Source organism: Legionella wadsworthii DSM 21896 = ATCC 33877 (assembly GCF_000701265.1).
Taxonomy (GTDB): domain Bacteria; phylum Pseudomonadota; class Gammaproteobacteria; order Legionellales; family Legionellaceae; genus Legionella; species Legionella wadsworthii.
Window position 1 is genome coordinate 269177 of the sequence record NZ_KL370759.1, and the last position, 26581, is coordinate 295757.

Below are 26581 nucleotides of genomic sequence, written 5' to 3' on the forward strand. Positions count from 1 at the left end.
ATTATAAACTATTTATGAAAAAAATGGTTATTTTTTCTGCAAAATGAATTATACTATGGCTATATTTTTGATCGAAAAATTTAAAAATAGTGTTTTTTTAAACACCAAAATTTAGATTTTTTGTGCATAAATAATTGATTATTATGTATATATTATACGCTAATAGATTTATTTGTGCACTTAGATAATAGAATTAAGTGAAGGAAAAAATTAAATGCCCAAAGTAAAAGGTTCAAAAACGGGTAAAATAGTTACCGCAAGTTTTGATGTTCTTAATAAAAAAGACAATAGCAAAAGTCGTTTCCCCTCTTTAAAGACTACGAAAGATTTAGTCCTTTTAAGCATAAGAGGGAATGAGTATTGTAGTAATGAATATTTAGCAGCCACTGTGCAACAATCCGTTTCGCTTCATCAAACCGCTCCTGATTATGAGGGCCCTAAAGGTAAAACAACCTTTTTAATTGCCGATGAAATTTATTGGCACAATCTCAAAGCTTTAGAGAGAAATGATGAAGAGGCTCTTAAGAGAGAAGCTTTAAGGATTGGCGAGGAATACTTTGAAAAAAATCTTGCGGCTTTCTTAACCCCTTTAGATATGCGTGTCCCTGAATTTAAATTAAAATACCCGAATGCCTCTATGGATGAGCAAATTGCAATTATTAATCAGCTGGCTACAGAAAAGGGAAAGAATTTTGAGATTGTTCGTTGGCATACTTGGGTGTCCCAGCATCAATTTGATAAAACTATAAAAGAAATTATGCCTTTTTATCAATCGGTAGAAGGCCTTAAGGTGGCTATTGATAAAACAGTACATGATTTTGTATCTCGACACTCTAAAGACGGTGTAGACAGTGCGCTATGGGCTGAGCGTTCCCGAGGATATCTCACAGAAGAAAGTCCTGCCATTATGTTACTCGCAGCGATGTTAAATTATAACTTCATCATTTACCCAGGTGAAATTTTGCCTTCCTTTGAAGCAACAAAAGAGTACTTTATTGTTGAACCGCATGTAGCTCGTATTCAAAAAGGAATAAGCATCAAAGATGATTGTGCTCACAATCGATTCAGTTTTCATACCGAAAGTCCATCCCGCCTGGTCAATTGGTTAGAAGTTAATTTTCGAAGAATGGACGAATTAAAGGATAAAAACACTAAAGTGTCGCATTCGAGTGCTACTTTATTTGCTGCTCCTAAAAAAGAAAAAGAAACAGAAACAGAAAAAGGAAAAGAGAAGAAGGAAGCTAAAGAAGAAGAATTACCTCCAGAATTAAAAAGTATTAAAAAGGAGGAGGGTATAGAGGTAGTTGAGGGTGAGCTGGTTTCTGGTGAGGAATTAGTATTAGGTTCAATAATCCAAGGAATCTCTAAAGCTCTCGAACGCGCTCTGTTGGATTCAAAATCATCTACTTCAAAACCAGGAACTAAAACATTGGCAACCTATCCCCCAGCTTCTCTCATGGCTAAATCTGAATTGAGCCAGATATTTGAAGGTATCACTGAAGGCGTATTGGGATCCGATCTATCTAATGCAGAGAAGCTTGGTTTTATGACGGGGCTTATTAATACCTATCTCTCTCAGATTAAAGATACGAAAACTACCACAAATACCTCTAGTCATGATTTTAAACCACCCGCAATGAGTTATGTCTAAAAATTATATCAAAAGCTCATGGGGCACTATGGGCTTTTTTGTGGATATTATTTCATCATCTCCGGATGAAACAACACACCATTAATAAGGATTTTTTGATTTTCAATTTTGAAGGTTAGAGAGTAATCATTTCCTTCAATTTTTAAAAAACCCTTATCTACCAGATTTTTTAAAAGGTTATCAGCTTGCAATGCCTCATTTTCAGGTTTCACTAATATTTGGGTCGGATCTGTATTGATAGGGGGTGAGTTAGACTGGACATTTGCATTGGGTTGTGAATTATTGCTTTTAAGTGATGCAGTCACCATGGATTTTATTGTGGCTATGGGGGCCCTAAAATGACCTTCCCCATAAATATTTTGCATCAGATGCGATAAGTCATTTCCTTGGTTTTGAGGCACTGCTAATTTAAAATTTCCTGTAATTTTCCCCTCGGGTACTGTTAAATTCATTTCAGAAAGTTCAAAAACAGCTCCTTTAGCAAGAAGCTTGGGTGATTCTGTGGCCAAAGCTAGAATAATTAAATTAGGATCGCTATTATTTTGAATCAGATTAAATTCTTGCTGATTAATTTGTGCAGCAACGGCTGGATCCAGGTTTCTGATGCTTAAGTGAAAAACACCGGGTCCATAATTTTGATTCATAACCAAAAGTTTCTGCAAAGAAACTTTTAAATCCACATTCATTTGATCAGAAGTTACATCAGAACCCGCTTGAAATATAAACTGTGTCAACCCGAATGCGTGTTTTCCGGCAAGATTTAAGTCTAAAGAAGGGATCTTAAATCGAGTTTTGCCAATCCATAACCAATCTTGGTGCTGTTTGAATTGATAATCATAAGAGATCTTGCCTATATCGAAGGTAAGATTATTTTGAGGATTGGATGGATTATTCGCTGCCCCTTTCATTCCTAATAATTTAAAGTTTCCATCAATATGATCCAGGTTAGAAGAAACCCGAATTAAAGAACTCAGGCCTTGCCAACTGAATTGGAAATTTCCTTCATTTTGTCCAATTTTACCCTCCATCGCAAAAGAAGGGAGTGTGTACCTGAAAATGGTTCTATTCAAATAGCTTATGAATGCTTGATAATGCGTTTCTGGTTGTGTGGTCACAAGTCCTGCCCCGAAGCGAAGGCCATATGAGGTGATGATAAATGGTCCATGTTTGATTAAAACAGGAAACTCCATATCTATATCGGCAGAAGGTTCTGTCTTCGTGATGCCATTATTATCTGTGGTAGTTTGAGCCGGGATATGCATCTTCAAAGAAATGGCAGCTCGAGATGAAAACCACCCACGATGGTATTTATTGAGTTGTATATTAAACGCAGAACTCTTAGGTATGGAATTAATATTTTTATAAAGGGTATTCTCAATTAAGAAACCAATAGCAAAATAAGAAATAAGGATAAGAACTACGATTATTGATAGGATAATACCAGTCCATTTTTTCATGAGTATTCACATTAAAATCCCTTTGATATTATTATTTAGACCATAATTTTTGTTTTGTAAATGAAAAGGATACTTCACTTTATCAAGACCAGGGGGATTCCTGGTCTTGATTATAAATCAAAATTGAAACCCGTTAGAGAGTGGCCCTGGTATAGATTTTGGGATAGAAGGAGAAAAAAAGGAATGAAGCATGGTTTGTTTTAAGTAGTTTTGATAACCAGTCGAATCTTCGATATTTTTTTGAAAATCCGTTAAGTTTTTGATTTTTAATTGGCTTCCTTCTTCCCAAAGCTTCTTAAAAGAGACATCTTCGGGGCTGGTATATAATCCTCCCACTTCATCCCATAATTTTAAGCGAGCTTCTTCTTTTATTGCATGCCATATGGATTTTAAGTCGATTTTAAGATCTGAAAACAATTGCATTAATTCTTCATATTTCTTAATAGTCTGGGGATGAGTTAGCGGTTCGAGATGTTTCATAGCTATATCTTCAATGATTTTGTCCCTGCGAGTAGACACAGCAAAGGTTAATGCATTCTCAAGCGGTAAAAAATCCTTTTGGGTAGCCTCATAAACAAATACCTCACCTGTTTCGAACTCATAAAACCAACCATGAAGTGTAATCTCATTACGATCAAGTTTATCTGCGATAAGCCGGTACGTTTTTAAATGTTCCATTTGAGCCAAAACATTTTGTTTTGTGGCCTCAAGGACTTTTTTGGAGAAATCCTGGGAAGAATTCTCAGAATGATTGATATGTTTTAACACCGAATGCGAATGGGTGAGCCATGAGGCTACCTCAGGCAGTTTTTCATGCAGATTGGGTGTAAGCAAACCCTTCATTGCCCCGCAATGAGAATGACCGCAGACGATAATGTGTTTTATGCTGTCGAGTCCATTTAATGCAAAAACAAGTCCAGCTGCTTCACTTGAGGGTACGTTAGAAGGGGGAATAATGTTTCCAACATTACGAATCACAAAGAGATCCCCTGGTTTTGTTTGTGTGATTAGATTAGGATCCACTCGGGAATCGACACAAGTGATAAAAAGAATTTCCGGATTTTGACCGGTACTTAACTTCTTGAACATACCTTCCATTTCTTTAAACGATCCATCTTGGAATTTTCGCACGCCAAGCATTAATCTAATTAACATATCTCCTCCTTATAAAGTGGATGTATTCTTTTCGATATCGATAAAAAACAAACACTTAAATATATAAACTAACTGATTATTTCATAATCGTCAATTTATATAACAAAATTGTAAAGATTGCACGAAGAAGATTCGGGTTAAGCCCTAAATAACTATTCTTTTATTAGACAGAAAAATTTTGAGGAAACTTTCTAATGTATTTTCCAGGGGTTCCCAGTTCACAAATAGAAAATAAGCTTATAGAGGAATCCTATAAAAATTTTTATGTTTTAATTGTTGCAGACTTTATTGCAACCATAATTTTTGTTTTCATTATCTGGACACACGTAAGCAACAAAAACCTGGTAATAAGTTGGTTGCTGTGCATGTTCCTTTTCAATCATTTGTTAAGGGGTTTTTTTTTATACTATTACTATCGCCAAAAAAAGCCCGATAACCGTTTTAGTCCTTCCTTTTGGAAAAAATATTTTATCATCAACAATCTTCAATCGGGAGTTTTATGGGCATTAGGAGGGTTGCTGTTTCTTTATATCGATGATTCTCTTTATCGATTGGTGATATTTGTGTTTCTTGTTGGTCTTCTTGGTGCACCTAGCGCTAAGTTATTAACCATTCATTCTGCATATATTGCTTTTATGATTCCAATTTGGATGCTTCTGATTTACCTATCCGTATCCATCGCCCCTTCATTATCCTTTATATTACTTATGGCTACCCTGCTGTATGTGATTATTGTGCTCTTTGCTACTGCTGGCGTGAATCAATTTTTAATGAAATCAATTTACCTGGAGATTTATAGTTTAAATCTTTTATCGGATTTAAAGCGCAGTGAAGAAAGTTTTCGAAATACCATTGAAAATGCCCCCATAGGTATGGCCATTGTTTCCACTGAAGGAAAATGCATTCATACGAATCGTACTTTGCAAGAGATCCTGGGGTATAGTGATGAAGAACTGCATAATCAGAATATGCTCGAAATGACTTACAGGGATGATGTGGCAATGACGGAAGACGCTATGGACAAACTTATTCATGGGGATTTGCGCATTTCACATATGGAAAAACGTTATGTTCGTAAGGATGGAAGTATTATTTGGGCTATGGTTAGCGCAACCATCATAAGGAATGAGCAGGGGGAACCTATTAATTTTATCATTCAAATGAAAGATGTAAGCGATCGTGTTCAGAATGAGGAAAAAATGCGAGAGTTGAATGAGAAAACAATGGAAACCTTGAATGAATTAAAATTGCTCGAACATGATGAAAGTTTATTAAATAAATTAAATCGATCCCTGCAAATTTGCATTACAACGGAAGAGGCTTATCCCAGAATTAACATCATTGCTCAAGATTTATTCCCTGAATTGAGTGGCGGTCTCTCCATTTATAATCAAGTTACAAATCAAATGGAAACAGTGGTGCAGTGGGGAAATGAGAAGTTTCTACCCATCATATTTTCACCCATGGATTGTTTTTCAATTCGTGAAGCAACACCCAATTTGGTTGATGATCCGAATAAATCAGTGCCTTGCGCCCACTATCAGACTCCTCCTCAAGGAGGCTATATGGCTTTACCGCTGATGGTACAAAATGAATTAATAGGTGTGATTCATCTTCTTGCACCAAAAGGTAAAAAGATAATACAACACCAACAAGACATGGCTCATTCTTTTGGGAATATAGTGAAACTTGCAATAGCCAATATAAATTTACGGGTCTCATTAAGTGAATTATCAATCCATGATCCTTTGACCAACTTGTATAATCGACGTTATCTAAATGATGTTTTAACACGAGAATTAATACGGATTGCGCGAGAAAAAAATAACCTGTGCGTTGCGCTTCTGGATATTGATAATTTTAAAAGCTTTAATGATACCTACAGCCATTTGGCTGGGGATGAAGTTCTAAAATCGATAGGTAAGTTATTTAAAGAAACATTTCGTGAAAGCGACATTGCAGTACGTTTTGGAGGAGAAGAGTTTGTAATTGTCCTGTTAAATACAACCCTGAACAATGCCATAAGTAGAATGGAAGAACTTCGTGATAAAATAAAAAACCAATCTATCTATTTTAAAAATAATACCTTAACTCACATTACCGTTTCAATTGGCGTAGCAGAAGCGCCTCAACATGGCGCTACCATTGATGAAATCATAAAGGCAGCTGATCATGCCCTCTATGCTGCAAAACAAGCAGGTAAAGATCAAGTGAAATCCTATCACAAATACCTCTGAAATCTCCCTGAATATTTCAGAAGTTTTGGACAATTATTTCTTGAATTAACTGACTTGAAAATAATTTTTAAGTTCTTTTTCAAATGTATTGGTTAACATCTCTTCTATTTCAGGACTTGGACCTTGAGTTATAGCCCCTTTAGTTAATTGTTCTCCAACATAGCAAATTAATTGATCTATAGTAATGCGTATTTTAATTGTCTTATTAATCAATAAGCTTTCCAGTTGAATTGTTAAATCTTCCAGTGCTTCAGTAAACAATCTTTTTGCATCATCCATTTGAGCTTCAGCAAATGGAATTGGGCTTTGAGGGACACTAAAAAATTTATTATAACTACCTATTAATTGTTTGTGTTTACTGCTCATTTCCCTCAGTTTCGCATGTGCTCGGTTATGTTGCGGATCTATTTTTAAAACCTGACGATACAGATCATAGGCTAATACGATTGCATTTTGCTTTTGAACATTATAAGCCTTATATTTAATAAAAAAATCTGCAATGAGCGAGAGTAAGTTCGCTAAAAACTTTGGATTTTTAGCATTGGAAATAATTGTTTCAAATCCGACTTGAAGTGCTTTACTATGAGGAAGTTCTTTGTCTGAGGAAGTACCCTGTGGTGCACTAAAGAAGAACCCTTGAGGGCTTTGAGTAGTACTTGGGGAGGCAGAAAACTCGATTACCGGACTATTATGAGGTATTCCAGAGTCGCATACCGTCGTATCTTCCTGAATGGAGAGACTCATCGGTACTGTATCTAAACTTTGAAGGCCGATTAGTGTATCCCCAGGGCTGACAAATGCTTCTTGTTCCGGTAGAGCGTGTCCCTCGTTACTTTCTCCATCTCGATTTTCTCCTTCCGTGTTGACTATATGAGACGTATCATCAGATTCCTCCATCGCCTCTGCCGTTTCCCCATCTTTTTCAATTCCCAGATCAATTAAATGCCGGAGATCCTCAATTATAGTATTATCTTTATCTTCATCGGGAAGCAAAGCGTAAAGCGATTTGCATTCATCGGCCAATCCAATAATCTCTCCTTGAGTAGCAACGTTTGCTCGTAACACATAGCTTAATAGTTCTAACTTTTGCAAAGGGGATTTGACAGGCAATTCCCTAAGTTTATACTTCTGGATGTAATCAGCCATTTCTTTAAGGTGAGTTTCATTATTGGTTTTTTTATAGAGGCGCTCAAGTAAATTCAAATAGCCTAAACTACTAGAAAGTTTAGGATGAGTTCTGGTTTTTAGTTGAAAACTAATAGCACGCTTCATCCATTCTATTGCATGAGGCAGTAAATTAGGGATGGTTTCTTCTTCATCCAAGAGATCAGCGAAGTCGTCACTGACATCTTCGCATACCGCTGCGAGCAGTTTATTCACCTCTTTTACTTTTTCTTCTTTGTTACTTTGACAGTGAGAAGCATTTTTAAGATGTTCCTCATAAGTAATTTCCATTTCCTGTAGTAAACCAGGTATTTCGTCCCAATGGCTTTTCATAACAGCAAAATTATGATTTTGAGCCTCACGACTCATAATCATAAGCTTCGTTGTTATCACTTCAGATAAAACATAAACAAACGCATCATAGAAATCATTGTGGCGCGTTGCATTGGATGCTGCATGCAGATGCAAAGTGGTGAGCGCTGCTGAATAATGAGTCAGTGCTTCCTCAAATTTTTTTTCATTGTAAGCTTTATCGCCTGCTGTCTGTCTGTAACTTCTAAAGTAAAATCCCATAATCATTTCCCAACAACAAAAAGTCTATTGTATCTTAGGATTTTTTTTAATCAATAAGTAAATATATAACCATCTATCTTATCAATATTTAGAATAAACTGTGCCAGCAAATCCAAGTCTTGAATTCGCTTGATCAATAGGAGTAATAATCTTCCCGATATTGTTTTTTAACAAATTACTTAAGATTAAAATAGGAAAATCCTGAATCCCTAGAGTGATCCGCTAAATGAGGCTTTTGGATTATCTCTGAAATGACTGCTATATCATTTTTCATCACGTCAGATGCACAAAAATTAAGAGTGTATTTAATTAAGGCATCCGATTCAGGTTCGGATAACACATGTTGGGATGAAAATTTAGAAGTGATCCCACGTAACTCGCCGTATTTACCATTGGCTCTTCTCATATGATCTGCTGCAATAGGTTGGCCTTCATCAATTTGTTTTTGGTAGTATCTTAAGATAACTTGCAGATCTTCTTTTAATTGACATAAATCTCCAAACAAATGCTTATAAGGTTTCTCATTTTGTAAGGCATCGCGTAGTTTGTGAAAGCGGGTTTCCATTTCCATAATAAAGATTTGATTGTTCGAAATTTTGGGGTTTGAACGTGCTAAAGAGGTGAGGGTACTGTTTTTAAGATGAACCAATTCATTAAAATGAGATAAAATTTCTTGAATTTTATTTAAGTCTTGTGAATTCTTTAATGCTTCAAAAGCTTCTCGACTCGAAACAGGTAGATCGGTTGAAAAAAATTTTGACAGCATAGGATTATCTCTTAGTTAAATGATGTATAATTATTCATAATGAGCTAAAATTATATCATATAGTTTATATTTTTCCAAATTAATCCTTGAGTCTCAATTTTTACTGACTCATAGAATCATATTTATGGTAAATTAAAATTCATATTGTATAATAATCTTTTTATTTTTAGATGTTTGGGAAAATATATGACGTACTCGAAAAGATTTTTTATCAATCCTTCCACTAAAAAAACGTTAGAAATTTACAAATTAGTGAGTAATGAATTAAAGAGGGATATGTCTCATATCGATATCTCCTACAAGGATATATTAGATGGTGAGGACAATCCAGATCTACTAAACCAGAAAGAAGAAATCCAAAGTAGGGTAAATAATCTTCTCTCTAACTTCACTCATTCTTTCCTAAAAGACAGTACCAGCTTATTCAAAGAAGTTTGCAATCTGAAAGTAGATATTTTGCAATTAAAAACAAAATTCATGATACAACATGTTTTATTCAATCATGGTGAATTTGATATCTATGATTATAATCTGGTAGTGAATTTACATAACTGTCTCGTAAAATTTCAAGATAAGGTCAATTTAATTAACTGGGATCAGTTTGCTCAGGATAGAGAAGCATACATTGCCATACACCATGAATATTTTGATGAAGTATATAGTGTCTTACGAGAGCAATATGACAGTTTAAAAGATGAGTTTTCCATTGGTGATATTTGGGAAAATTGGAGTTATGACGCTGACTCCAGTTCCGAAGAAGAAGATTCGGATGATTCCTTGAGCCCTAAATAGTCTGGGAACACATTTATTAATATTTTTTCCTGTTTGTTTGTAAATACAAAAGATGAGGACTTTCCTGGGGTTCTCTGTATGTGCACCCAAGACACTCACAGATAACGAAGTATTATCCTTCGATTTCAAAGAGTGGCGGTTGATAAAAATTTTTATCTTCTAAAGACGAAAAATGCACCCCAAGGCCAATCAGCCGAATAGGTTTTAATGGATTTCGGCTCATTTTTTCAAACAACTGGATATATTGTTCTAAATTTATTTGTTTGCTTTTGACTTCTGCAGACACCAGTTTGAAGTTATTCATTTTTATCTTGATAAATTGATTTTTTATTTTTAAATCAGCTGCACTTTCATTGAGTCGAATGATTAAAGACTTATAGAGCTCATTGATAATGCGAATGACTTCATTGGGGTCATGAATATCCGTTTGGAGTGTTTTCTCGACACTTAATGATTTACGCTGCCGGTAGGGTTGAACAGGCCGATTGTCTATTCCATGTGCTTGCTCATACAATTGCTTGCCGAATTTTCCAAAATTTTTAATTAAAAAATCTAATGGATATCGATACAAATCGCTGCAGGTAAATATGTGCATTTGGTTTAACTTGGATGTAGTGACTTTACCTACGCCAAATAGTTTACTTACAGGAAGTTTTTTAATAAAGTGCGCCACCTCTTCTGGAGTAATGACGAACAAACCATTCGGTTTATTCCAGGCGCTGGCAATTTTTGCTAAAAATTTATTTGGTGCCACGCCAGCCGAAGCAGTCAATTGGTGATCCCTATAAATTCTTTCCCGGATGGCTTGGGCCATAAGTGTGGCGCTTCCGCGGCAATGGAGCGCATGAGTCACATCAAGGAAAGCTTCATCAAGAGATAAAGGTTCAACGAGCTCAGTATACTGTTTGAAAATATTCTGGATTAATTGGGAGACAGCTTTATATTTCGGCATGTTTACAGGTAATACAACCAGGTCAGGACATAAACGTTGCGCTATGGCAGTGGGCATGGCTGAGTGGATGCCGTATTCCCGGGCAGCATAATTGCAAGTACAAAGCACGCCACGTTGATTCGCTAAGCCTCCCACCGCAACAGGCTTATTATTAAGTGAAGGGTTATCTCTGATTTCAATTGCGGCATAAAAACAATCCATATCAATATGAATTATTTTTCGATTTGAGTGCATGCTGGTAGGATAGAACATAATGAACAAGTATAGCCCATAAAAGGTTTATATGGCAGCCTTTGTGCAGAGAATTGAAAAAATTCTGGGCTGTTAAGCCCAGTGATAGGTTCTCTCTATACTTCAAAAAAATGACCACTAATGCAACAGGACTTCCCTAGGGTTTAAATGTTCTTTTTGACAAAACGTCCAGGCTATGCAAATCTTTAGTTTTTGTGGCAGCGGCAGCTGAAAAATCCGAACCAATGCCAAACTCATCTCTTGATAAGATTTTTTGTTGGGTGGTATCGTAAGTAGGTAATACCCAAAATGGATCATCAAAAGCCCTAATTTTGGCTCCCAGTAGTTTCGCTAATTTTTTACCAAAAGCATCACTTACGACATCAGAACAGGTATATAGCCATATCTCAGTGGAGGGATCCCATGCTTTTTTAAGTTTGGCCAATAAAGATTTTGTAGCAGGTTTTTTGCTAATACTAGTGAGCAATGCAGCATCTAGCCCTGGAGATTTTATATCGTTGCCAAGATTAGATTGCCATTTACCGTTAGTTGTTATAATTCCTTCAAAACCAATATTTCCGCTTTGTGCATATAAGAAAAGGTTAAGTCGTGTTACTTTTGAAGCATGATAGGTTCCAAAACCTGGTACTTTGGGTGCAAAATAGGTTACTGTATTAATTAAATCTTCTAGAGAAGTATCTACTTGACCATAAGGTTTCGTCCCTTGATTATTTGCGCTGGTTGCAGCAGGACTGATGCTGTCAAAATCTTCTTCAGATGGCAGCCATTTGTCATTTGCCAGACCTTGTACTTCATCAGCTTCACTAGCCCAAGGCTTGGGAAATTTAGCATAGCAGGCCAATTCAAAATTTATCGCTGTTCCTGCACCTGCACCTGTGCCGCTTCCACCACCTTTATCGGAATAAAAACTGGCGGGTATGATGGAAGCTCCAGATTCTCCTAAACTTCCCCAGTTCATTTTGGAGAGTACTTCATCTGCGCGACTTTCTCCATTTAAGAAATGGCCCATTCCATCGGGGACACCGGGCATGTAATCTCCTGAACCCCCGGGTGAACTGTCGAGGCCGTTACCAGAGCCATTTGCGGAGCCGTTTAGACCGGAACCATTTGAGGAAGAACCATTTAGCCCCGAGCCTGAAGAGTGAGCTACTCTTGGAGAGCGTTTATCCATTTCAGAAGCAGTATTTAATAAAGCCCCTCCCTCGGAAATATTTTTAGTAGAACCGCCACCTGCTGAAGGTAAACCCATTGCAGCAAGGGCAAGTTGTGCAGCAATTTTCTTTTCTTCTATATCTTTCTGAGCGGCGACAGCGAGATTTGCTGCAGCCTGTTTCCCTGCCTCAATACCTGCACTGGTTGAATTGCTTCCTAAAGCTTGTGCTAATGCAGCCGTTGCTGAAAGGCCTGACATATCGCGGAACATATTACCATTCTGAACTGCATTTAAAATAGCGCCTACTCCTGCAGGATCTGGGAGTGATGTAGGGTTCATAATGTTTAAAACAGGAGCACCCAATTGACCTGGTGTTGCATCAATAGGCTGAGCACGTGACTCCATTTGAATTGCAGCAATTTCAGGTGGTTGTAAAGGTATCGGGGAATCTTGCCAGTTCCAAAAGCGGGTGGCATCAAGAAGTTCAGCACAATTAGAGCGCCCTAGTACTGCTTCAGCAAATACACCACCTGTTGGAATGGGAATAAGTTGTTCGGCTGCTGTATTTGCACCTAATATTAAGCCCCGGTCCTTTAACCAGCCTTGCCATTTTTTATGAGCTTCGTCTTCTGAATCAGATTGGGTTTCTTCAATCCCCACAGCGCTAATAAAACTTGGCATGCGAAACACTAAATAATTGCTGGCAACCATGACAGGATTCGGATCAATTAAATCACCAATGGGCTTACCTTCAAAGGTATATGCTGATAGAAGCAAAGCAATTTGAGAAGGATCTAATGCCCTCCAAACGGCTTGGCTGTAAGCCAGGCGATTTTGCTCAAGATGCATTTCTAATTCAGTTTCATTACTTTGATTTGGTAAAAAATGACAAAGTTGTACCTGAACTGCATTAGGACTTATTTCAACTGGTAAACTAATAGGAAATTTTGCACTGTTATAACTTAGCTGGAGCGTTAATCTTCCTGTTAAATAACTTGTATTGGCTGAGGTGATTCTAATTGCGGCTAATTCCTGAACGGGAATCGATTCGCTTGCAACCCAATTTGCAGGACTAATGCTGGTTAATTGCAGGATATTCCCAGATTGTAAATCGATATTTACTGCAGTAATTGAAATAGCAGAACGGTTTTGAGCAGTAAGATCAAGGGATATTCCATAAAATATAGTTTCTCCAGGTAAAGATACATTGTTTGTGCCTGGCTTGGTAATGCCTGCAAAAGTGATGCGCGAAGCCCTTATGAGTTCATCATTTATCCAGTAGGGTTCATTGGTTAAAGGTGCTGATGGGGCTGTAGTAGGTTCCGCTGTGGCAGGAGAATTTTCGTTTCCTTCTGCAGCAGTGTTTGACGCATTAGTTGTCGCACGCATTGTAAGATTTATAGATGAAATACGATCGATTGCGGATACTTTATCAAATATAGATCGGGTAGGCCGAAGCGGTAGAGTAGGTTGAACAATGACAGAGCCAAAGTCTAGGGTTAATAATTCCTTTGCACGCTGAGTTAATGCTGCATTAGCAAGAACTCCTTGGTACCGTTTAATGGTTGCCTTATCAAATTGAATTAATTTCATAGGCACAAAAAGGCAACGCTCTACCTGTTGTAACTGTACATTGACCCTATAGATTTCGATTACTTCATAATATTGTATGGTTAGGGCATGCATATGATTGTAATTTGCAATGATTCGAGTCGATACGGACTGATGTTCTTCCTCTGAAACTTCTTTAACGATTGAGGCACGACGATCGCGTACTGAAGAAGCAGCTTGTTGTGTTGCATCAGAAACCCGTTGATTCATGGTTGCAGCAAGATTACGTGTGCCTGAAGATGTTGAAAAGCTTTCAGCATTGGAGCTGGATGTTGCAGAAGAACCACTTCCTCCTAGAGTTAAGGGTCCTAAACTGAGTCCCAATCCGCCCCCACCAGCCGAAGTGGTTGAGCTACCGCTTGTCTTGGAGAATCCGGTCTGAACTTCAGAAGCAACGGCGTTCTGCACTTCACTAATCGCCCGATTATGAGTCGTGGTATTGGTTAAGTTTTCGGATTCAGCAATAGTTTCCTGACCTGAGGCTTGAGTATGTCGCGACCAATCCATGACAGCGATACGCGTGCTTTCACCTGGTGCCAGCGCAACGCTATGTAATAAATTCCCTAGGGTAACGCCTTGAGCAAACCAAGATTGGGCAAAGGTTAACATGGCTCCGACTGCAGGTGCCTTAAAACCAAAATCAGAGGAAATGGTTGGGGTAATGTCAATGGGCCCGGCAGTGTTTAAATCAGTGGTTTCCTGGGGTGTAACCTGATCAATCACGACTGAACGATAATAATGTCTTTCTGTAGGGTACTCACCTAATTTTGGCACCAATTCGCTTCCCTTTTCTTCTCCAGTCTGGTTGAGATTGGGTATTCCAACATTTAATATGACTTGAGCAGCACAAAAGGGAGGCCATCTACCCAGATCGCCTATGGTTTCCACTTGTAAATTCGTTTTTATTTCATTAGCAAGCGAATCATTGATATCTTTTAATAGGTTAATTTCCGCGTTCACCAAGGCTTCTGGAGTTTGCGGTGAATCCGCATCAAGAAAACTTGATGATATTCTTCCTGAGCGTGCTACAATCGAATCTCCTTCTCCATTCGCTGCAGATGCAATATCATGAGCGATCAGAAATAAAGGGCAAGTAGCCAGGTCATAAACTGTTTTAATACCCAGCTTGTTTAAGGTCTGCTCTGTTTGATTCGATATCCCGAGTAAGGAAGAAACTGGTTGGCTTAAAGAGTGTAAAGCATCCATTTTAGTAAATTGGAATTTTAATCCGTCGCGGTATCCCATTTCGAACTCCATTTCTAACGGGGTTGATTAAAAATTATACAATAAATATAAAAATTATACAAGTTTCGCCTCTATTCAATAACCTAAAACCTTAAAGAAGGGCCAAATTCATGAATCTAGGAAACAGCAGTGTGGTTAACAATCAGGTGTAGGTTTTTTTCTGAGGAGTTTTCTGTCGCTTTGTCTGGATTTCTCTTCTAAAATTTTTTGTTTGGAGCGACGTGATCGTCTTTTCTTCTGGCGCTTTAATTTTTCTATAGTTTGTTGTTTTTTTGTTTTTTCATTACTAAGTATTGATTGGAGTTTTTCACATAATCTTATTCTTGCAAAATATCGATTGTCTTCACGGCTTCTGGATTCCTGACATTTTATTTCGAGACCAGAGTGAATATGTTTCAAATATACCGTGGAAGCAGTTTTTTGTAATTTTTGTCCTCCTTTGCCACGTCCCAAGATAAATTTTTCAAGAAGGTCACTCTCTTGGACATGAAGTAGAACCATCAATTCCGTTAATTTATTCCATTTTTCTTTATTAATCATTTTGAATTTATAATTTAAATTCCAATTATCCAATGATACTTTACCTAACATATAAAAAAACCAGATATATCTTTTATTTGTTTGATTGAATCTTCTGGGTCTTAAATCTTTTCTAAAGACTTAATAAATGATAGAAATGATTTGAACGGAATACCAATTGAGTCTGTGATGATTATTTATAAAGGGAAGGTATTAACAAAATTTAAAAATAAAAAAGGTGGTAAAAATCAAAGCGAAGTCGATGGTTTTTACCGAAACCCGGAAGGATTAGAATATTTTATAAAAAAACCTAAAGATCAAAAGGAATTATTTACAGAATTATTTGCAGGTCTTTTGCTTCAGGAATTTATACATCGTGGATTTATCGAAAGAATCTACCATGCGTCTTTTGTTTATGCTGAATTGATTCAATTTGAGGATGGTAGTTATGGACTTATTCAACCAAAAATTGAATTCAAAGAATTATTTAAAATAATTGGCACGGGATATCGGGATGGTTCTGATCGGGATCCTTTAGTTGAAATGTTTTATGGACCACAGTCGTACCTCATTCTGACCCAATTAAAATCCTATTTTGGTCTTGCTATTGCTCTGATGTATTCTTTGCTTTTTGGGGATCACAGTGTCCATAGCGGTAATGTAGTTTGCCTGGATGTCCTGTCTTCTGTTGAAATGATGTTTATTCAATTTGCCCGTATTGATTGGGGCGCAGCTTTCCGCTTTTTGGCTCATTCTAAAAACAACGAGGACCTTTTATATCCTTTTGAATACCAAGGGTGGTTTAACCACAAAGGATATACCAAAGGGTACTTTCTAAATTATCGAAAAATAAAAGGATTGTTTCCGGCGATTGCAGAACAGGCAGGTCTCCTGGCAAAAAAGGTCGATACATCAATTTTAACTGAAATAGTTGATTCGGCTTTGCAACAAGTCCCAAAAAATTTACTGGATTATAAATCCAAAAAAGAATTGGCGCATTATATGTGTATCCAGTCTTTTGAAACAATAGATTTTGGAGAATCACACCAGCCGTTTGCACTTGATCTTGCCGATGTATTACTTGATCGTTTAAAAAAAATCCTGGTTTTGAAGGATATGGTAAATTCTGAGGAACCCAACTCACAACAAATGTCCTACATAGAAAGCCTACCCTCTGCCATAGGATTATTTGTGAATCACATCATCCCCTTTCAACAACAAATGAGCATTTGGTTAAATACTCTTTCTTTGTCGGATGAACGGAGTATTTTTGATTTTAACTGCATCAATCGAACTCTATTAGCCCAGAAATATAATCCTTTTATTGAGTGCTTAGCTCGTCAAGTGGCGCTCATCGAACAATTCTCAAAGGATCAGAATAATGTGTATGTTCATGATGAAATAAAGTCGAGAGCGATAACCAAAACACTCATGAATCTGTTTTCATTAGATATGGATTTAAAACCCGGGGAGTCTGATATGGAGCAGCGAATCCCATTCAAACAACCATGTTGGCGGCTTGTTGAAGCATTACTCTCTACAAGTTTTAATATTGTTATCACCATCAGAGTCATGCAAAGTACTCAATCCACGTCCATGCTCACCAGTGCTTCTGCAATTCATTTTTTATTTGATGCTTTGAAAAAGTATTTGCATGATTTTAATACTTTTTATGAGACACTTATTCATGAGATACAACACACTCTGTTTTCTATGTCAGGGTTTCAAATCGCAAGAATTTGTCTTTATGAAATGGAATATGTCAATTCAAGTTTACTGATTGGCCTGGTTTTAAAAAATTCTGATCTTTGGGAACGCATGAATAGTGTGTTTTCTGAAGAAAACGAGCAATTTTCTCCAATTGAAATGGAGCGTTTCACGATAAAGTTACGCCAATTACATGCTGATTACAGCTTATTTTTAACCTTAAGCAGCGAATTGGCTTCAATTGACCAACATGCGACAAAATATGTTGTCCTGGATAAATTGAAAGATATTTTTGAGAGTTTACCAGAGGTATTACAAAGCGAAATAGCGCCTACCTTAAATCAAATTCAGGATGGATTTAGAAAAGAACAAAGACGATTTAGCATTCATTTAGAGGAACTTAACCCAGTGAGTGAACAGCCTTATCCAAATGATAACGATGAAGACGTTTTTGGAAGGTCGCATAAACTTTTATTGTCTCACGAAATGACGACTCAAGGAGGAGAACTTCATGAAAGAATTTTGGCTGATAAAGTTCTCTGGCATTCAATCATAGAATCTGAAAATGGAGAGTTGCCACTAGATGATCTGTTTGTTCTAAAAAATTTTTATGATAGAAAAAAAGAAGAATGGCCTGAAGCATTTAGAGAACCTTTAAACATCTTTTATACACGGGCAATAAAAATGCGTTTGTCCGAAAGGCCTTTACATGAACAAGCGAGAGCGCTGACACGTGATGCAGGGATGTTATTTAAATCTTCAGTGGTACCGGATATTTTAAAGGAAGTAATTTTTTTAATTCAGGCTTTATATGTTAAAGGAACAATTTTGATGCTTCAAACAACCAATAAAGCGCTTTTTTTTAATCAACATCAAGCAGGCGCATCACTTTTAATGAGTCAGCCCAACGATGATTGTCTTACAGGAACGAACTTGTCAAAAGTACCAACTTATCTATGAATCAAATGTTTCTCATAAAAAATACTTTTTGTCCTGATTATGATATGAAAGTATTGCATGCGACATTTTGATCGTATAGATTACAACGTAAGCGAAATAAAATCTAAAGGATTAATGTTATGTCAATGTGTTTCGTTCCCTCCATAGCAAAGGATTGTTTTCGAAATCAAAGTATCCATTTTTACTTAATTTACATTTTTATTTGTAACTTTTTTTATTAATCCAATCCAAATACAATTTTTAATTTCAATTGAAAATGTACTCTCGTTTCGCTCGCACGTATACATTTACATAAAAAATCAGGAACCATAAAAACAAAAGGAGTCAATATGTTTCATGTAGATAATAGTGGTAAAGGCAATTGCATGTATTATGCTTATAGCATTTCATTGATGTATTATTTAAGAGCAAAAAATGTTCCTGATATCACCGAGAATATTTTTAATAAATTAAAACTTAAAGAAGAAGATAAAGTTCAATTGCGCACGCTATTGAGTAAGAATCCATCCCTTGCGTTTACCACTCGTGAAATTAAGACCATTATCGAACCGATACTGGGTAGAGCAACCAGGGATTTGGCAGCAGAATATACAAAACAAGAATTTAAATTATACCCCCAAGATACTCCATTATTTTCTGCAGCGAAATATGGTTTGGAATTTTGCTTTAAACAAGCAATGCTTGCAAATGATTCAGAACTAGCCGAACTGATTGATCATGGCTTCATAAATACTAATTTTACTGAAGCTGAAATATATAAGATGTCAGGTACTGATATCGGAATGACAGAGTATTCACTTTTGAGAGTGCTCGATGTTATTGAAGAATTTCGAAGGCTTTGGGCAATTAAAGTAGAAGAATTGAAAAAAGAAGAGAAACAGTTTACAGAAAGAGAAATAAAGGAGCATAAAGAAAAAGTTTTAGATAATGTTTTAAGGGCGGAAACAGTACGTTACTTTTTAACAGAAGATGAAAAAAATCTGAATTTATATAAACAACATTTACAAAAGGAATACGTCTGGGGTTCAGAAGAAACACTTTTGGTTCTACATCGTGCGATACAAGGTGAGCGTATGGTACGCAATGAACGAAAGACGATTGATACTTTTTACGATCATGAAATGATACTGCATATTCATCGAAGTGGCAGCAGCCCATTTACCCAATCGGGTCATCCAGTCATGATTTTAAACAATGAAAATAACGTTCATTGGACTTCTTCAATTCCTGAATCAATATTTGCAACAAAATTAACTGACACCGAGCAAAAACTTTTTGAAATTCTAGATGAGTTACGGCTGATGCATTCCAAAATCTCTTTAGAACAAAATAAGCCAGAATATGATTTAATATTGGTCTTAATGAAGGAAATAGAGACAATTCAAGCCAATCTAACTTCTGAAATGAAAGAAAAGGCTATTGAAGCAATCTTTCAACTTTCTGGTAAATTGATGATTAAGTTAGGCTCTGATTCGACTTGGAAATTATTAATTAGCAATTTTCTTCATGTTTTTATCGAGTGTACCCCTATATTTTTATCAAATAAGCCAAAACTTTCCAGTTTAGTTCCACATGCCCAAGAAAAGAAACAAGAGTATGATGGTAAAGAATTATCTCCTGTAAGCTCCTCTGAAAAAGATTCCAGTACTATAAAAAGTGTGGAAGGGTTAAGCCAATTTTCTCAACATACTTTATTTAAGAAAAATGATGCCCCCATTCAAAAAACATATCCCCATGAAATCTCACTCTATGTCTCTGAAGGGAAACAGTCTGGGCCTAAAGTAGCCAAAGCGATTAGGCAAATGTATTTAGAAGGGTTGGGCGGAGATGAAAAATACACACCCGAGAAATGTAGAGAAATAGCGCAACAATATATCAGCTATGTCAAATATAAAAATCGTCACTATGATTTGACTGAAGTGAAGAATTTTATAAAAGAAATGAATGAGCTTATCAAGGTAAAGATCCAACAGGAAAATTCACAGGCAATTGATGAGGAAACAACAAAATCAGGGGCTCTTTCCATGATGTAGTTAAATTTTTAAATTGTACTTGTTCGCGTGATTTCTCGCAGTAGAGATTAAATTCCGCGAACAAGCTTGGTGTTATCTAGTTACCAGGACGTTGTATCATTTCATCGTCATCATCTGTGTCTGCTAAAAACTTGTTTTCATGATCAATTACAAATCCTGCAAAAATCCGGATAATACGGTCATCAATTTGCTCGGGATAATGCACAGAAACATTCCAGGTTTTATCGCCAAAATTTCTATTGAGCTCGGCTATAGGGTGAGGGTTATTTAGGGATGATAAAATGACGAACCGGTCAAAACTGGGATTTGCATAGGCAAAACCTATTTCATTAGCTTTTCCGGATTCATCATAATCATAAATTGTAAATTTTGCGGATTCTAATGTTGCCAAATTTCCATCAATAAAACCTATCTGTACACCTCGTGTGTCATAAATATCAATCTCTTTGGCCCATGGGTATAAAGAACCAAGGGAAATAATTCGGGTGATTCCTGTAGCTTGCCATCCATCTTTATTGGATAAATCATAATTGGTACGAATACGAAAGGCGCTTTTTTTAACTGATCCAGGATAGGTTTCCCTTTGAGGAGATTTTATTTGATAAATTTCAGAAAATTTATAAACATCTTTTGTAACGACGAAATCATAGGGATGATCTTCATGCACACCATAGCTATGTGCAATTGATGCATAGGATAGAATAAATAGAAGAGAGAGAAATGAGATCATTATTTTACGCATAGATAAACCCCTTCAGTTAAAAAATGTATGGAAATACTCGTGTGATCCCATGAATAACTATTGAAAATAGGTTCAATAATCTTCACTAAATATCATCAGAGGTGGATGTATAGTAAATCAAAATGAAACAGGAATAAATATTTCATAACAGATTGATTATTTTTTGGTTTTTACATTTTTAATAATGGTTAGTGAGTATAGTAATCGAAGAAAATTTAAACTATATTTATATTACCACCATAAAAAAAAGGAATTTTACTATGAATTTAATTCTCTTTATTGTCTTAATCGTCATTTTACTTGCAGTGCTTCCCACTTGGCCATATAGCAGTGGATGGGGATATTATCCAAGTGGTGGGGTTGGCTTAATTCTTTTAATTTTAATTATTGTATTACTAGTACGTGGTGGACCTTAGATAAAGTAGTTTTTTATTCTTTCATCCGTTATTTAGGAAGCGTTACAAATTATCAGGCGCTGTTTACAAGCGCCTGATATTCAAAATTTTATTTAGGTCCATTATAGTCAAAGACCTCTTGTTCCTGGTGGTCTGATTCGTTCTGTATTTCTAAATTTTCTTTTTCTTCGTCCTTGGGAAATGTAAGAAAAGAAGAGGGCTTTTTGTTTTTCTCTGAATGAAACATACTGAAATGAGAGAGATTCGAGGTTTGCTCACGTAAGGTTCTGCACGTTCTCATTTCTTCACCAGAATGATAGATAAGATCCATTTCTTCTTGTAGTTCGTGATGGGCGGTATTCATCTGGGATATTTTAGGTGTCAAATCAGAAATTTTTGATTTAATACCAACGAGTTCTTCTTCTAAAAGAGATTTTTGTTTACTCAATTGCCTTTTTAATTTTCTTTTAGAATGACTTTGTTGTTTATCATTTTCTTCAATATGGGTTTGAATAACCAAGGCTTTCTCGGTGAGGCTTTTCATTGGGATCACCATTTCATCTCGAGAAGACTCTTTCATATGCTTGAGTTGTTCATGAATAAATTCTCTAGTTTTTACCAAGTGATCCAATTTTTTAGCATGTCGCGCTTCAAATCCTACACTCCAGTTCGTATCGCTTATGTAGGCTTCTAATACAGGGGTTAGCCGATTAATTAATCCATGCAGCGCCAAAAAATTTGTTTCAGGAGCAAGATTCAATATGTGCGTTAAATTGGGAGCCATAATAATCGCAAGATTATTGTAAGTCATGAGATTTTTATCTTGATAGGCTCCAGCTAAATGCATTAAATGACAATAATGATCGAGAATTTCTCCTGCACGTTGATGATCGATTCGGTGAGAAAGTAAAAGTTGATTGATTAACTCATGAAATAATCTATTGGTTTCTGTCAACACAGGTTTTGATGATTCTAATAATGCTTTTAATTTTTTTGAAAAATCTATGAGTAGCTTATCAGTAGAATCCAATATTTGTGATTGTTTTAAAATTGCAGGAATCATTCCTAATATGTCATAAAGATGTAAATTATTTATTTCATCTTTATTCATGACATACTGAATAAGAACATCGACGTTATATTGTTGCTCAATGAGTTGTTCGAGTAGCTTCTCTGTCTCCGCTTTTGCCCCAGCAACTCGAAATACTCCTGAAGTGGATAATAGTTCTGGTTTTTGAGATATAAGGTGAACAATTGAGCGAAGTACGTTTACTATTATATGTGGGGTATAGGGTCCAGCCATTGATATTCTCCAAGAAATGCTCTGGGTAAATGGTAACATGGAGATTTGTTTTCGCTAAATAGTTCCAAATTTTAGGATCAGTTATTTAGACTGATGGTCTATATCAAAATAAAAAAGAGCAAACAGATATTTATTGCTGGTATTTGCTTAAAAATACTCATGAATCAATGAAACAACTATAATTAAAGATAAGAGTGATGGGATGAAGAAGGAAAGATTATGTTGAAAAGAATAGTGTTATTCCTTGCTACCAATTTAGCTATAATTTTAGTCATTTCTTTTATACTCAGTGTATTTAACATAAGCCCGTATTTAAGCCAATATGGTCTAAACTATAAAGCGCTCCTTATCTATGCTGCAATTGTCGGCTTTACAGGGTCCTTTATTTCACTATTTATTTCTAAATGGATGGCCATCCATGCATTCAATGTCCAAATTATTGAAAAACCAGCAAATGAATCAGAAGCCTGGTTATTCAACCAAGTAAAAATTTTGGCAATAAAAAGAAATATCAGAATGCCAGACGTGGGGATATACGAAAGTCCCGAACCTAATGCCTTTGCAACGGGGTGGAATAAAAATAAGGCGCTCGTTGCCGTATCCACTGGGTTGCTCAATTCGATGAATGAAGATGAAATTCAAGGTGTATTAGGCCATGAAATTTCCCACGTCGCGAATGGGGATATGGTCACGTTGTCTTTAATTCAAGGTGTCGTAAATACTTTTGTAATCTTTTTTGCCCGTATTGCTGCCTATTTTGTAGTGCAGTTTTTCAGAAAAGACGATGACGAAGGAATGCTAGGTGGATTTATCTATTATGGAGTAGCTATTATTTTTGAATTATTGTTTGGCATTCTAGCATCCATGATTGTCATGTGGTTTTCTCGATATCGTGAATTTCGCGCTGACAGGGGCTCCGCTCAATATGTTGGAAGAGAGAAGATGATCATGGCCCTACAACGATTGCAGCAGCTCACAAATCAAACACCCGCTGATAATCGCGCGCCTGCCATGAATACTATGAAAATATCTAGCCATGAAAGTTGGCTTTCTCTATTTTCCAGTCATCCTCCAATTGAAAAAAGGATTAAAGCATTACAAAAAATTTAATTACAACCATTTCTTCTTTTTAAAATACCGGAAGGGTAGTAATGCGGAAAGAAACATCATGAGGATAGCTACAGGATATCCCATGTACCAATTTAATTCAGGAATGAATTTAAAATTCATCCCATAAATGCTCGCAATTAACGTAGGAGGCAGAAAAATTACCGCGGCAACTGAGAAAATTTTAATGGTATTATTTTGTTCTATATTGATCATCCCTAAAGTGGCATCCAGCAAAAAACTAAATTTTGTAGAGAGGAAGCTGGCATGTTCTCGAAGTGCGGTGATGTCTTTTTGAATTATATTCAAATGATTGTTTATTTCTTTGGGAGGTTCCGAATTATATCCCTGCTCCAAGTAAGATATTAAGCGGGTAAAGGAAATCAAACTTTCACTTGCTTTAGTACCCAAATCCCCATTTGCCCCAATATATTGTAATATATACTTATAGTTCGTTTCTGTGGTGTGATGAGGGTTTTCTTTTGGATGAAAAATAGTTTTTGAGATTTCATCAAACTTCCCGCTGATTTTTTCTAAAATGTCTGCAAGTCTGTCTATTGCAGCATCGAGTAACTCGATTAAGACGATATTTCTCGAGTAATCTTTTGAATTACTGCGTAATAATTTTTTAATAAATAATTTAAATGGATGAAGTTCAACATATCTTAAGGTAATCAGGCACTTTTCTGTAAGTATGAAGGCGACTACATCCGTTTTTACTTCCGGTAAATCAGAAAGAGCCACCATGGTGGCCGTCATGTATAAAACATTATTTTCCTTATACAAACGACTTGAGGGTTCAATTTCCTCGACTTCTTCCTTTGTGGGAATTTCTATTTTCAATTGCGTTTCAACGATCTGTTCTTCTTCTTTCGTCGGGCTCAATAAATCAATCCATAACGCATTTTGTAGTAGTTGTTTGTTCTCGTCATTCAGTAATTTAAATTGTATCCGAGAGTCACTTTGGTAATAAATGACTACCATTTAAGATATCCTTTTGGCGTAAAGATAGAGTAATCTTCCATCTTAACTCGTTTTATCACAAATATGTAGCAAGTCAATTTTCTGTTGTTTTAGATAAGAAAACTTTTAAAGGTCGGTATTTTTTTTAATTAAAAACCGGTATATAAGAATTTAACAGACCCTGTTTGAGTGCTCCAAAACAAAAGTATTGTCATAGCTCTGTTTGAGGCCGATAATCTTTCCTCTCTGTAATCATCAAGGAGACTGTTTATGAAAATCTCAGCATACCTAAAGTTTACATCAGTCTTTTTCTTATTTTCTCATGGTGTTGCGGCAATCACGGTAAGTTGCCCAAAAGAAATTCAAACCAATCAATCCTTAAAGAGCATCATTAAGGGATGGTCTGTATTTATAGATGGTGAGAATCATTTGTCTCATTTCACCCGTATTACATTTTATTCTGGTCCTCCTCAAGAAAATGCAAGCCTAGCCCCCGATGATAAAAATTCCACTGGAAAAAAAATGATATGGAACTTTAATGAGGGGAACATATGGTTGTCCTGTGGTTATTCAAATACCAGTATTCAACTGATTCAAAAACTTCCCGATAAAATAAAAAAGTGCTCCGTGACTTATAATGCGGATTACTCTAATGTGCTCGCAATCGATTGCATTTAGTTGAAAATTATTTGTGTATTATTGGCATTTTGTACCCGTTCCATGTCTCATTTAATTTTATAATTTGGTATATTTATCTAAAAAAAGCAGTAAAGCTTTTTGCACATGCATTCTATTTTCACTTTGGATAAATATAATGGAACTTTGGCTATCTGGTAAGGTTTCTGATACTTCCTTTCCTCTTTCCATGGGCATACAATGCATAAATACTGCTGTAGGCTTTGCAAAGGACATTAGGGATTCATTGACCTGAAACCCTTTAAAATCATCATCTTCTCTATGTTCAAACCCCATGCTGGTCCATACATCCGTATAGACGGCATCTGCATGTTGAACGGCTTCTTCAGGTTTGGAAAAACACTCAATCATATCCGATTTCATAACTTGCGCCAGTTGCATCATCCCGTGCATGGGCTGATGAGATTCAGGGCAACAATAATTGATTTTAACCCCAAATTGAGGTGCGAGTAACATCAAACTATGAAGAATGTTATTACCATCTCCTATATAGGCCAGGGTGAGTCCATCTAAAGATCCAAATTGTTCCCATAAACTTAATAGATCGGCAAGAATTTGGCAGGGATGATGTAGGGCTGATAGACCATTGATTACAGGAATCTGGGAATGCTCGGCCATTTCACGCAGAATTTCATCATCATGGGTTCTTACCATGATAAAATCAACATATCCATTAAGCACTCTTGCCATATCTGCCGGAGTCTCGCTTTTTCTGGTATTACTGATACTTTCAATTGCCATGCCGCCTAAACTTTGAATGGCCATTGCAAAGCTCAATCGAGTACGGAAAGAAGGCTTTTCAAAAATCATGGCCAGACTTTTGTTAGTTAAACAGTGATAGTATAAAGAAGGGTTATGCTTTATAGATTTGGCCATTTCTAAAACCTGCTGCAATTCTTCTCGGTTTAATTCCATTCCGGTAAGAAAATGTTTCGGTCTCCTGGATACCTTTCGATCAGGTTGACCATCGCCAATGATTTCCGCGTGATGAGTCCCTGTTTCTAGATCAAATATAGCTTGCTGTAAGTTAATAACAAAGGTATTGGTTGTTATCTCATTAATTGGCTGAGAATGTGTTTCAACTAAAGCCGTGTTATTCGATGTCATGGAAACAGACATTTTTTGTCTCCTAATTCAAATTAATCTTA

The 26581-nt window shown here is 36.3% G+C and carries 19 protein-coding genes; 8 read left to right on the top strand and 11 right to left on the bottom strand.

What is annotated here, in order from left to right; genetic code table 11:
* The first annotated feature begins 214 nt into the window (after positions 1-214).
* Positions 215-1651 carry a hypothetical protein gene (locus BU07_RS0107315; protein WP_051635502.1) on the top strand — a complete coding sequence of 479 codons (1437 nt, stop codon included), beginning with the start codon at positions 215-217 and terminating at the stop codon, positions 1649-1651.
* A gap of 47 nt (positions 1652-1698) precedes the next feature.
* Here BU07_RS0107315 and BU07_RS0107320 read toward each other — a convergent pair whose 3' ends face one another.
* Both BU07_RS0107320 and BU07_RS0107325 read right to left on the bottom strand, forming a co-directional pair.
* Positions 1699-3108: a YdgA family protein gene (locus tag BU07_RS0107320; protein ID WP_031564748.1), complete on the bottom strand. Its 1410-nt coding sequence runs from the start codon at positions 3106-3108 to the stop codon at positions 1699-1701.
* A 117-nt stretch (positions 3109-3225) separates the two neighbouring features.
* The gene (locus BU07_RS0107325; RefSeq protein WP_031564750.1) at positions 3226-4263 is read right to left on the bottom strand and encodes a carbonic anhydrase; all 1038 of its coding nucleotides are present in this window, start codon (positions 4261-4263) and stop codon (positions 3226-3228) included.
* 194 nt (positions 4264-4457) lie between these two features.
* On the opposite strand from BU07_RS0107325, the gene BU07_RS0107330 reads away from it, so the two are divergent.
* Positions 4458-6500 (top strand): diguanylate cyclase, encoded by a 2043-nt coding sequence (locus tag BU07_RS0107330; RefSeq protein ID WP_031564753.1) that lies wholly within the window; start codon positions 4458-4460, stop codon positions 6498-6500.
* A gap of 45 nt (positions 6501-6545) precedes the next feature.
* On the opposite strand, the gene BU07_RS0107335 is transcribed toward BU07_RS0107330, so the two are convergent.
* Together BU07_RS0107335 and BU07_RS0107340 are read right to left on the bottom strand one after the other, a co-directional pair.
* Complete coding sequence (locus tag BU07_RS0107335; RefSeq protein WP_031564755.1) at positions 6546-8237, bottom strand: hypothetical protein; 1692 nt, start codon at positions 8235-8237, stop codon at positions 6546-6548.
* Positions 8238-8412: 175 nt separating this feature from the next.
* Positions 8413-9003 carry a hypothetical protein gene (locus BU07_RS0107340; protein ID WP_031564757.1) on the bottom strand — a complete coding sequence of 197 codons (591 nt, stop codon included), beginning with the start codon at positions 9001-9003 and terminating at the stop codon, positions 8413-8415.
* A gap of 186 nt (positions 9004-9189) precedes the next feature.
* On the opposite strand from BU07_RS0107340, the gene BU07_RS0107345 reads away from it, so the two are divergent.
* Complete coding sequence (locus BU07_RS0107345; protein ID WP_031564759.1) at positions 9190-9795, top strand: hypothetical protein; 606 nt, start codon at positions 9190-9192, stop codon at positions 9793-9795.
* A 112-nt stretch (positions 9796-9907) separates the two neighbouring features.
* Here the strand turns inward: BU07_RS0107345 and dinB are convergent, their stop codons facing one another.
* From dinB to BU07_RS0107360, 3 genes are all read right to left on the bottom strand, one after another.
* Positions 9908-10981, bottom strand: a complete 1074-nt coding sequence (dinB, locus tag BU07_RS0107350; RefSeq protein ID WP_031564761.1) for a DNA polymerase IV — start codon at positions 10979-10981, stop codon at positions 9908-9910.
* 154 nt (positions 10982-11135) lie between these two features.
* On the bottom strand, positions 11136-15008 hold the full coding sequence (locus BU07_RS0107355) for a DNA polymerase Y subunit UmuC family protein (RefSeq protein ID WP_031564763.1): 3873 nt from the start codon (positions 15006-15008) through the stop codon (positions 11136-11138).
* Between the two features lie 135 nt (positions 15009-15143).
* Positions 15144-15548, bottom strand: coding sequence for a peptide chain release factor family protein (locus BU07_RS0107360; RefSeq protein WP_031564765.1), 405 nt, complete (start codon positions 15546-15548; stop codon positions 15144-15146).
* 168 nt (positions 15549-15716) lie between these two features.
* On the opposite strand from BU07_RS0107360, the gene BU07_RS0107365 reads away from it, so the two are divergent.
* Both BU07_RS0107365 and BU07_RS0107370 read left to right on the top strand, forming a co-directional pair.
* Positions 15717-18194: a LepB GTPase-activating domain-containing protein gene (locus BU07_RS0107365; protein WP_031564767.1), complete on the top strand. Its 2478-nt coding sequence runs from the start codon at positions 15717-15719 to the stop codon at positions 18192-18194.
* 329 nt (positions 18195-18523) lie between these two features.
* Complete coding sequence (locus BU07_RS0107370; protein ID WP_031564769.1) at positions 18524-20227, top strand: hypothetical protein; 1704 nt, start codon at positions 18524-18526, stop codon at positions 20225-20227.
* A gap of 76 nt (positions 20228-20303) precedes the next feature.
* On the opposite strand, the gene BU07_RS0107375 is transcribed toward BU07_RS0107370, so the two are convergent.
* Positions 20304-20969 carry a hypothetical protein gene (locus tag BU07_RS0107375; protein WP_031564771.1) on the bottom strand — a complete coding sequence of 222 codons (666 nt, stop codon included), beginning with the start codon at positions 20967-20969 and terminating at the stop codon, positions 20304-20306.
* A gap of 260 nt (positions 20970-21229) precedes the next feature.
* On the opposite strand from BU07_RS0107375, the gene BU07_RS17230 reads away from it, so the two are divergent.
* Positions 21230-21385: a DUF3309 family protein gene (locus tag BU07_RS17230; RefSeq protein ID WP_084157813.1), complete on the top strand. Its 156-nt coding sequence runs from the start codon at positions 21230-21232 to the stop codon at positions 21383-21385.
* A gap of 88 nt (positions 21386-21473) precedes the next feature.
* On the opposite strand, the gene BU07_RS0107385 is transcribed toward BU07_RS17230, so the two are convergent.
* Positions 21474-22667, bottom strand: a complete 1194-nt coding sequence (locus tag BU07_RS0107385) for a RhoGAP domain-containing protein (protein WP_031564773.1) — start codon at positions 22665-22667, stop codon at positions 21474-21476.
* A 219-nt stretch (positions 22668-22886) separates the two neighbouring features.
* On the opposite strand from BU07_RS0107385, the gene htpX reads away from it, so the two are divergent.
* The gene (gene htpX, locus BU07_RS0107390) at positions 22887-23777 is read left to right on the top strand and encodes a protease HtpX (RefSeq protein ID WP_031564776.1); all 891 of its coding nucleotides are present in this window, start codon (positions 22887-22889) and stop codon (positions 23775-23777) included.
* On the opposite strand, the gene BU07_RS0107395 is transcribed toward htpX, so the two are convergent.
* On the bottom strand, positions 23778-24758 hold the full coding sequence (locus BU07_RS0107395) for a magnesium transporter CorA family protein (RefSeq protein WP_031564778.1): 981 nt from the start codon (positions 24756-24758) through the stop codon (positions 23778-23780). It lies immediately after the preceding gene.
* 249 nt (positions 24759-25007) lie between these two features.
* On the opposite strand from BU07_RS0107395, the gene BU07_RS0107400 reads away from it, so the two are divergent.
* Positions 25008-25415, top strand: a complete 408-nt coding sequence (locus BU07_RS0107400) for an STY0301 family protein (protein WP_031564780.1) — start codon at positions 25008-25010, stop codon at positions 25413-25415.
* Between the two features lie 57 nt (positions 25416-25472).
* On the opposite strand, the gene argF is transcribed toward BU07_RS0107400, so the two are convergent.
* Entirely contained in the window at positions 25473-26552 is a 1080-nt protein-coding gene (gene argF / locus BU07_RS0107405) for an ornithine carbamoyltransferase (RefSeq protein WP_031564782.1), read from the bottom strand.
* Positions 26553-26581: the final 29 nt, after the last annotated feature.

Coding starts and splice junctions, on each gene's coding strand:
- BU07_RS0107345 (WP_031564759.1), top strand. CDS start 9,190: ATGACGTACTCGAAAAGATTTTTTATCAATCCTTCCACTAAAAAAACG.
- htpX (WP_031564776.1), top strand. CDS start 22,887: ATGTTGAAAAGAATAGTGTTATTCCTTGCTACCAATTTAGCTATAATT.
- BU07_RS0107400 (WP_031564780.1), top strand. CDS start 25,008: ATGAAAATCTCAGCATACCTAAAGTTTACATCAGTCTTTTTCTTATTT.
- BU07_RS0107315 (WP_051635502.1), top strand. CDS start 215: ATGCCCAAAGTAAAAGGTTCAAAAACGGGTAAAATAGTTACCGCAAGT.
- BU07_RS0107370 (WP_031564769.1), top strand. CDS start 18,524: ATGTTTCATGTAGATAATAGTGGTAAAGGCAATTGCATGTATTATGCT.
- dinB (WP_031564761.1), bottom strand. CDS start 10,981: ATGCACTCAAATCGAAAAATAATTCATATTGATATGGATTGTTTTTAT.
- argF (WP_031564782.1), bottom strand. CDS start 26,552: ATGTCTGTTTCCATGACATCGAATAACACGGCTTTAGTTGAAACACAT.
- BU07_RS0107375 (WP_031564771.1), bottom strand. CDS start 20,969: ATGCGTAAAATAATGATCTCATTTCTCTCTCTTCTATTTATTCTATCC.
- BU07_RS0107355 (WP_031564763.1), bottom strand. CDS start 15,008: ATGGGATACCGCGACGGATTAAAATTCCAATTTACTAAAATGGATGCT.
- BU07_RS17230 (WP_084157813.1), top strand. CDS start 21,230: ATGAATTTAATTCTCTTTATTGTCTTAATCGTCATTTTACTTGCAGTG.
- BU07_RS0107365 (WP_031564767.1), top strand. CDS start 15,717: ATGATTATTTATAAAGGGAAGGTATTAACAAAATTTAAAAATAAAAAA.
- BU07_RS0107340 (WP_031564757.1), bottom strand. CDS start 9,003: ATGCTGTCAAAATTTTTTTCAACCGATCTACCTGTTTCGAGTCGAGAA.
- BU07_RS0107360 (WP_031564765.1), bottom strand. CDS start 15,548: ATGATTAATAAAGAAAAATGGAATAAATTAACGGAATTGATGGTTCTA.
- BU07_RS0107330 (WP_031564753.1), top strand. CDS start 4,458: ATGTATTTTCCAGGGGTTCCCAGTTCACAAATAGAAAATAAGCTTATA.
- BU07_RS0107385 (WP_031564773.1), bottom strand. CDS start 22,667: ATGGCTGGACCCTATACCCCACATATAATAGTAAACGTACTTCGCTCA.
- BU07_RS0107325 (WP_031564750.1), bottom strand. CDS start 4,263: ATGTTAATTAGATTAATGCTTGGCGTGCGAAAATTCCAAGATGGATCG.
- BU07_RS0107335 (WP_031564755.1), bottom strand. CDS start 8,237: ATGGGATTTTACTTTAGAAGTTACAGACAGACAGCAGGCGATAAAGCT.
- BU07_RS0107395 (WP_031564778.1), bottom strand. CDS start 24,758: ATGGTAGTCATTTATTACCAAAGTGACTCTCGGATACAATTTAAATTA.
- BU07_RS0107320 (WP_031564748.1), bottom strand. CDS start 3,108: ATGAAAAAATGGACTGGTATTATCCTATCAATAATCGTAGTTCTTATC.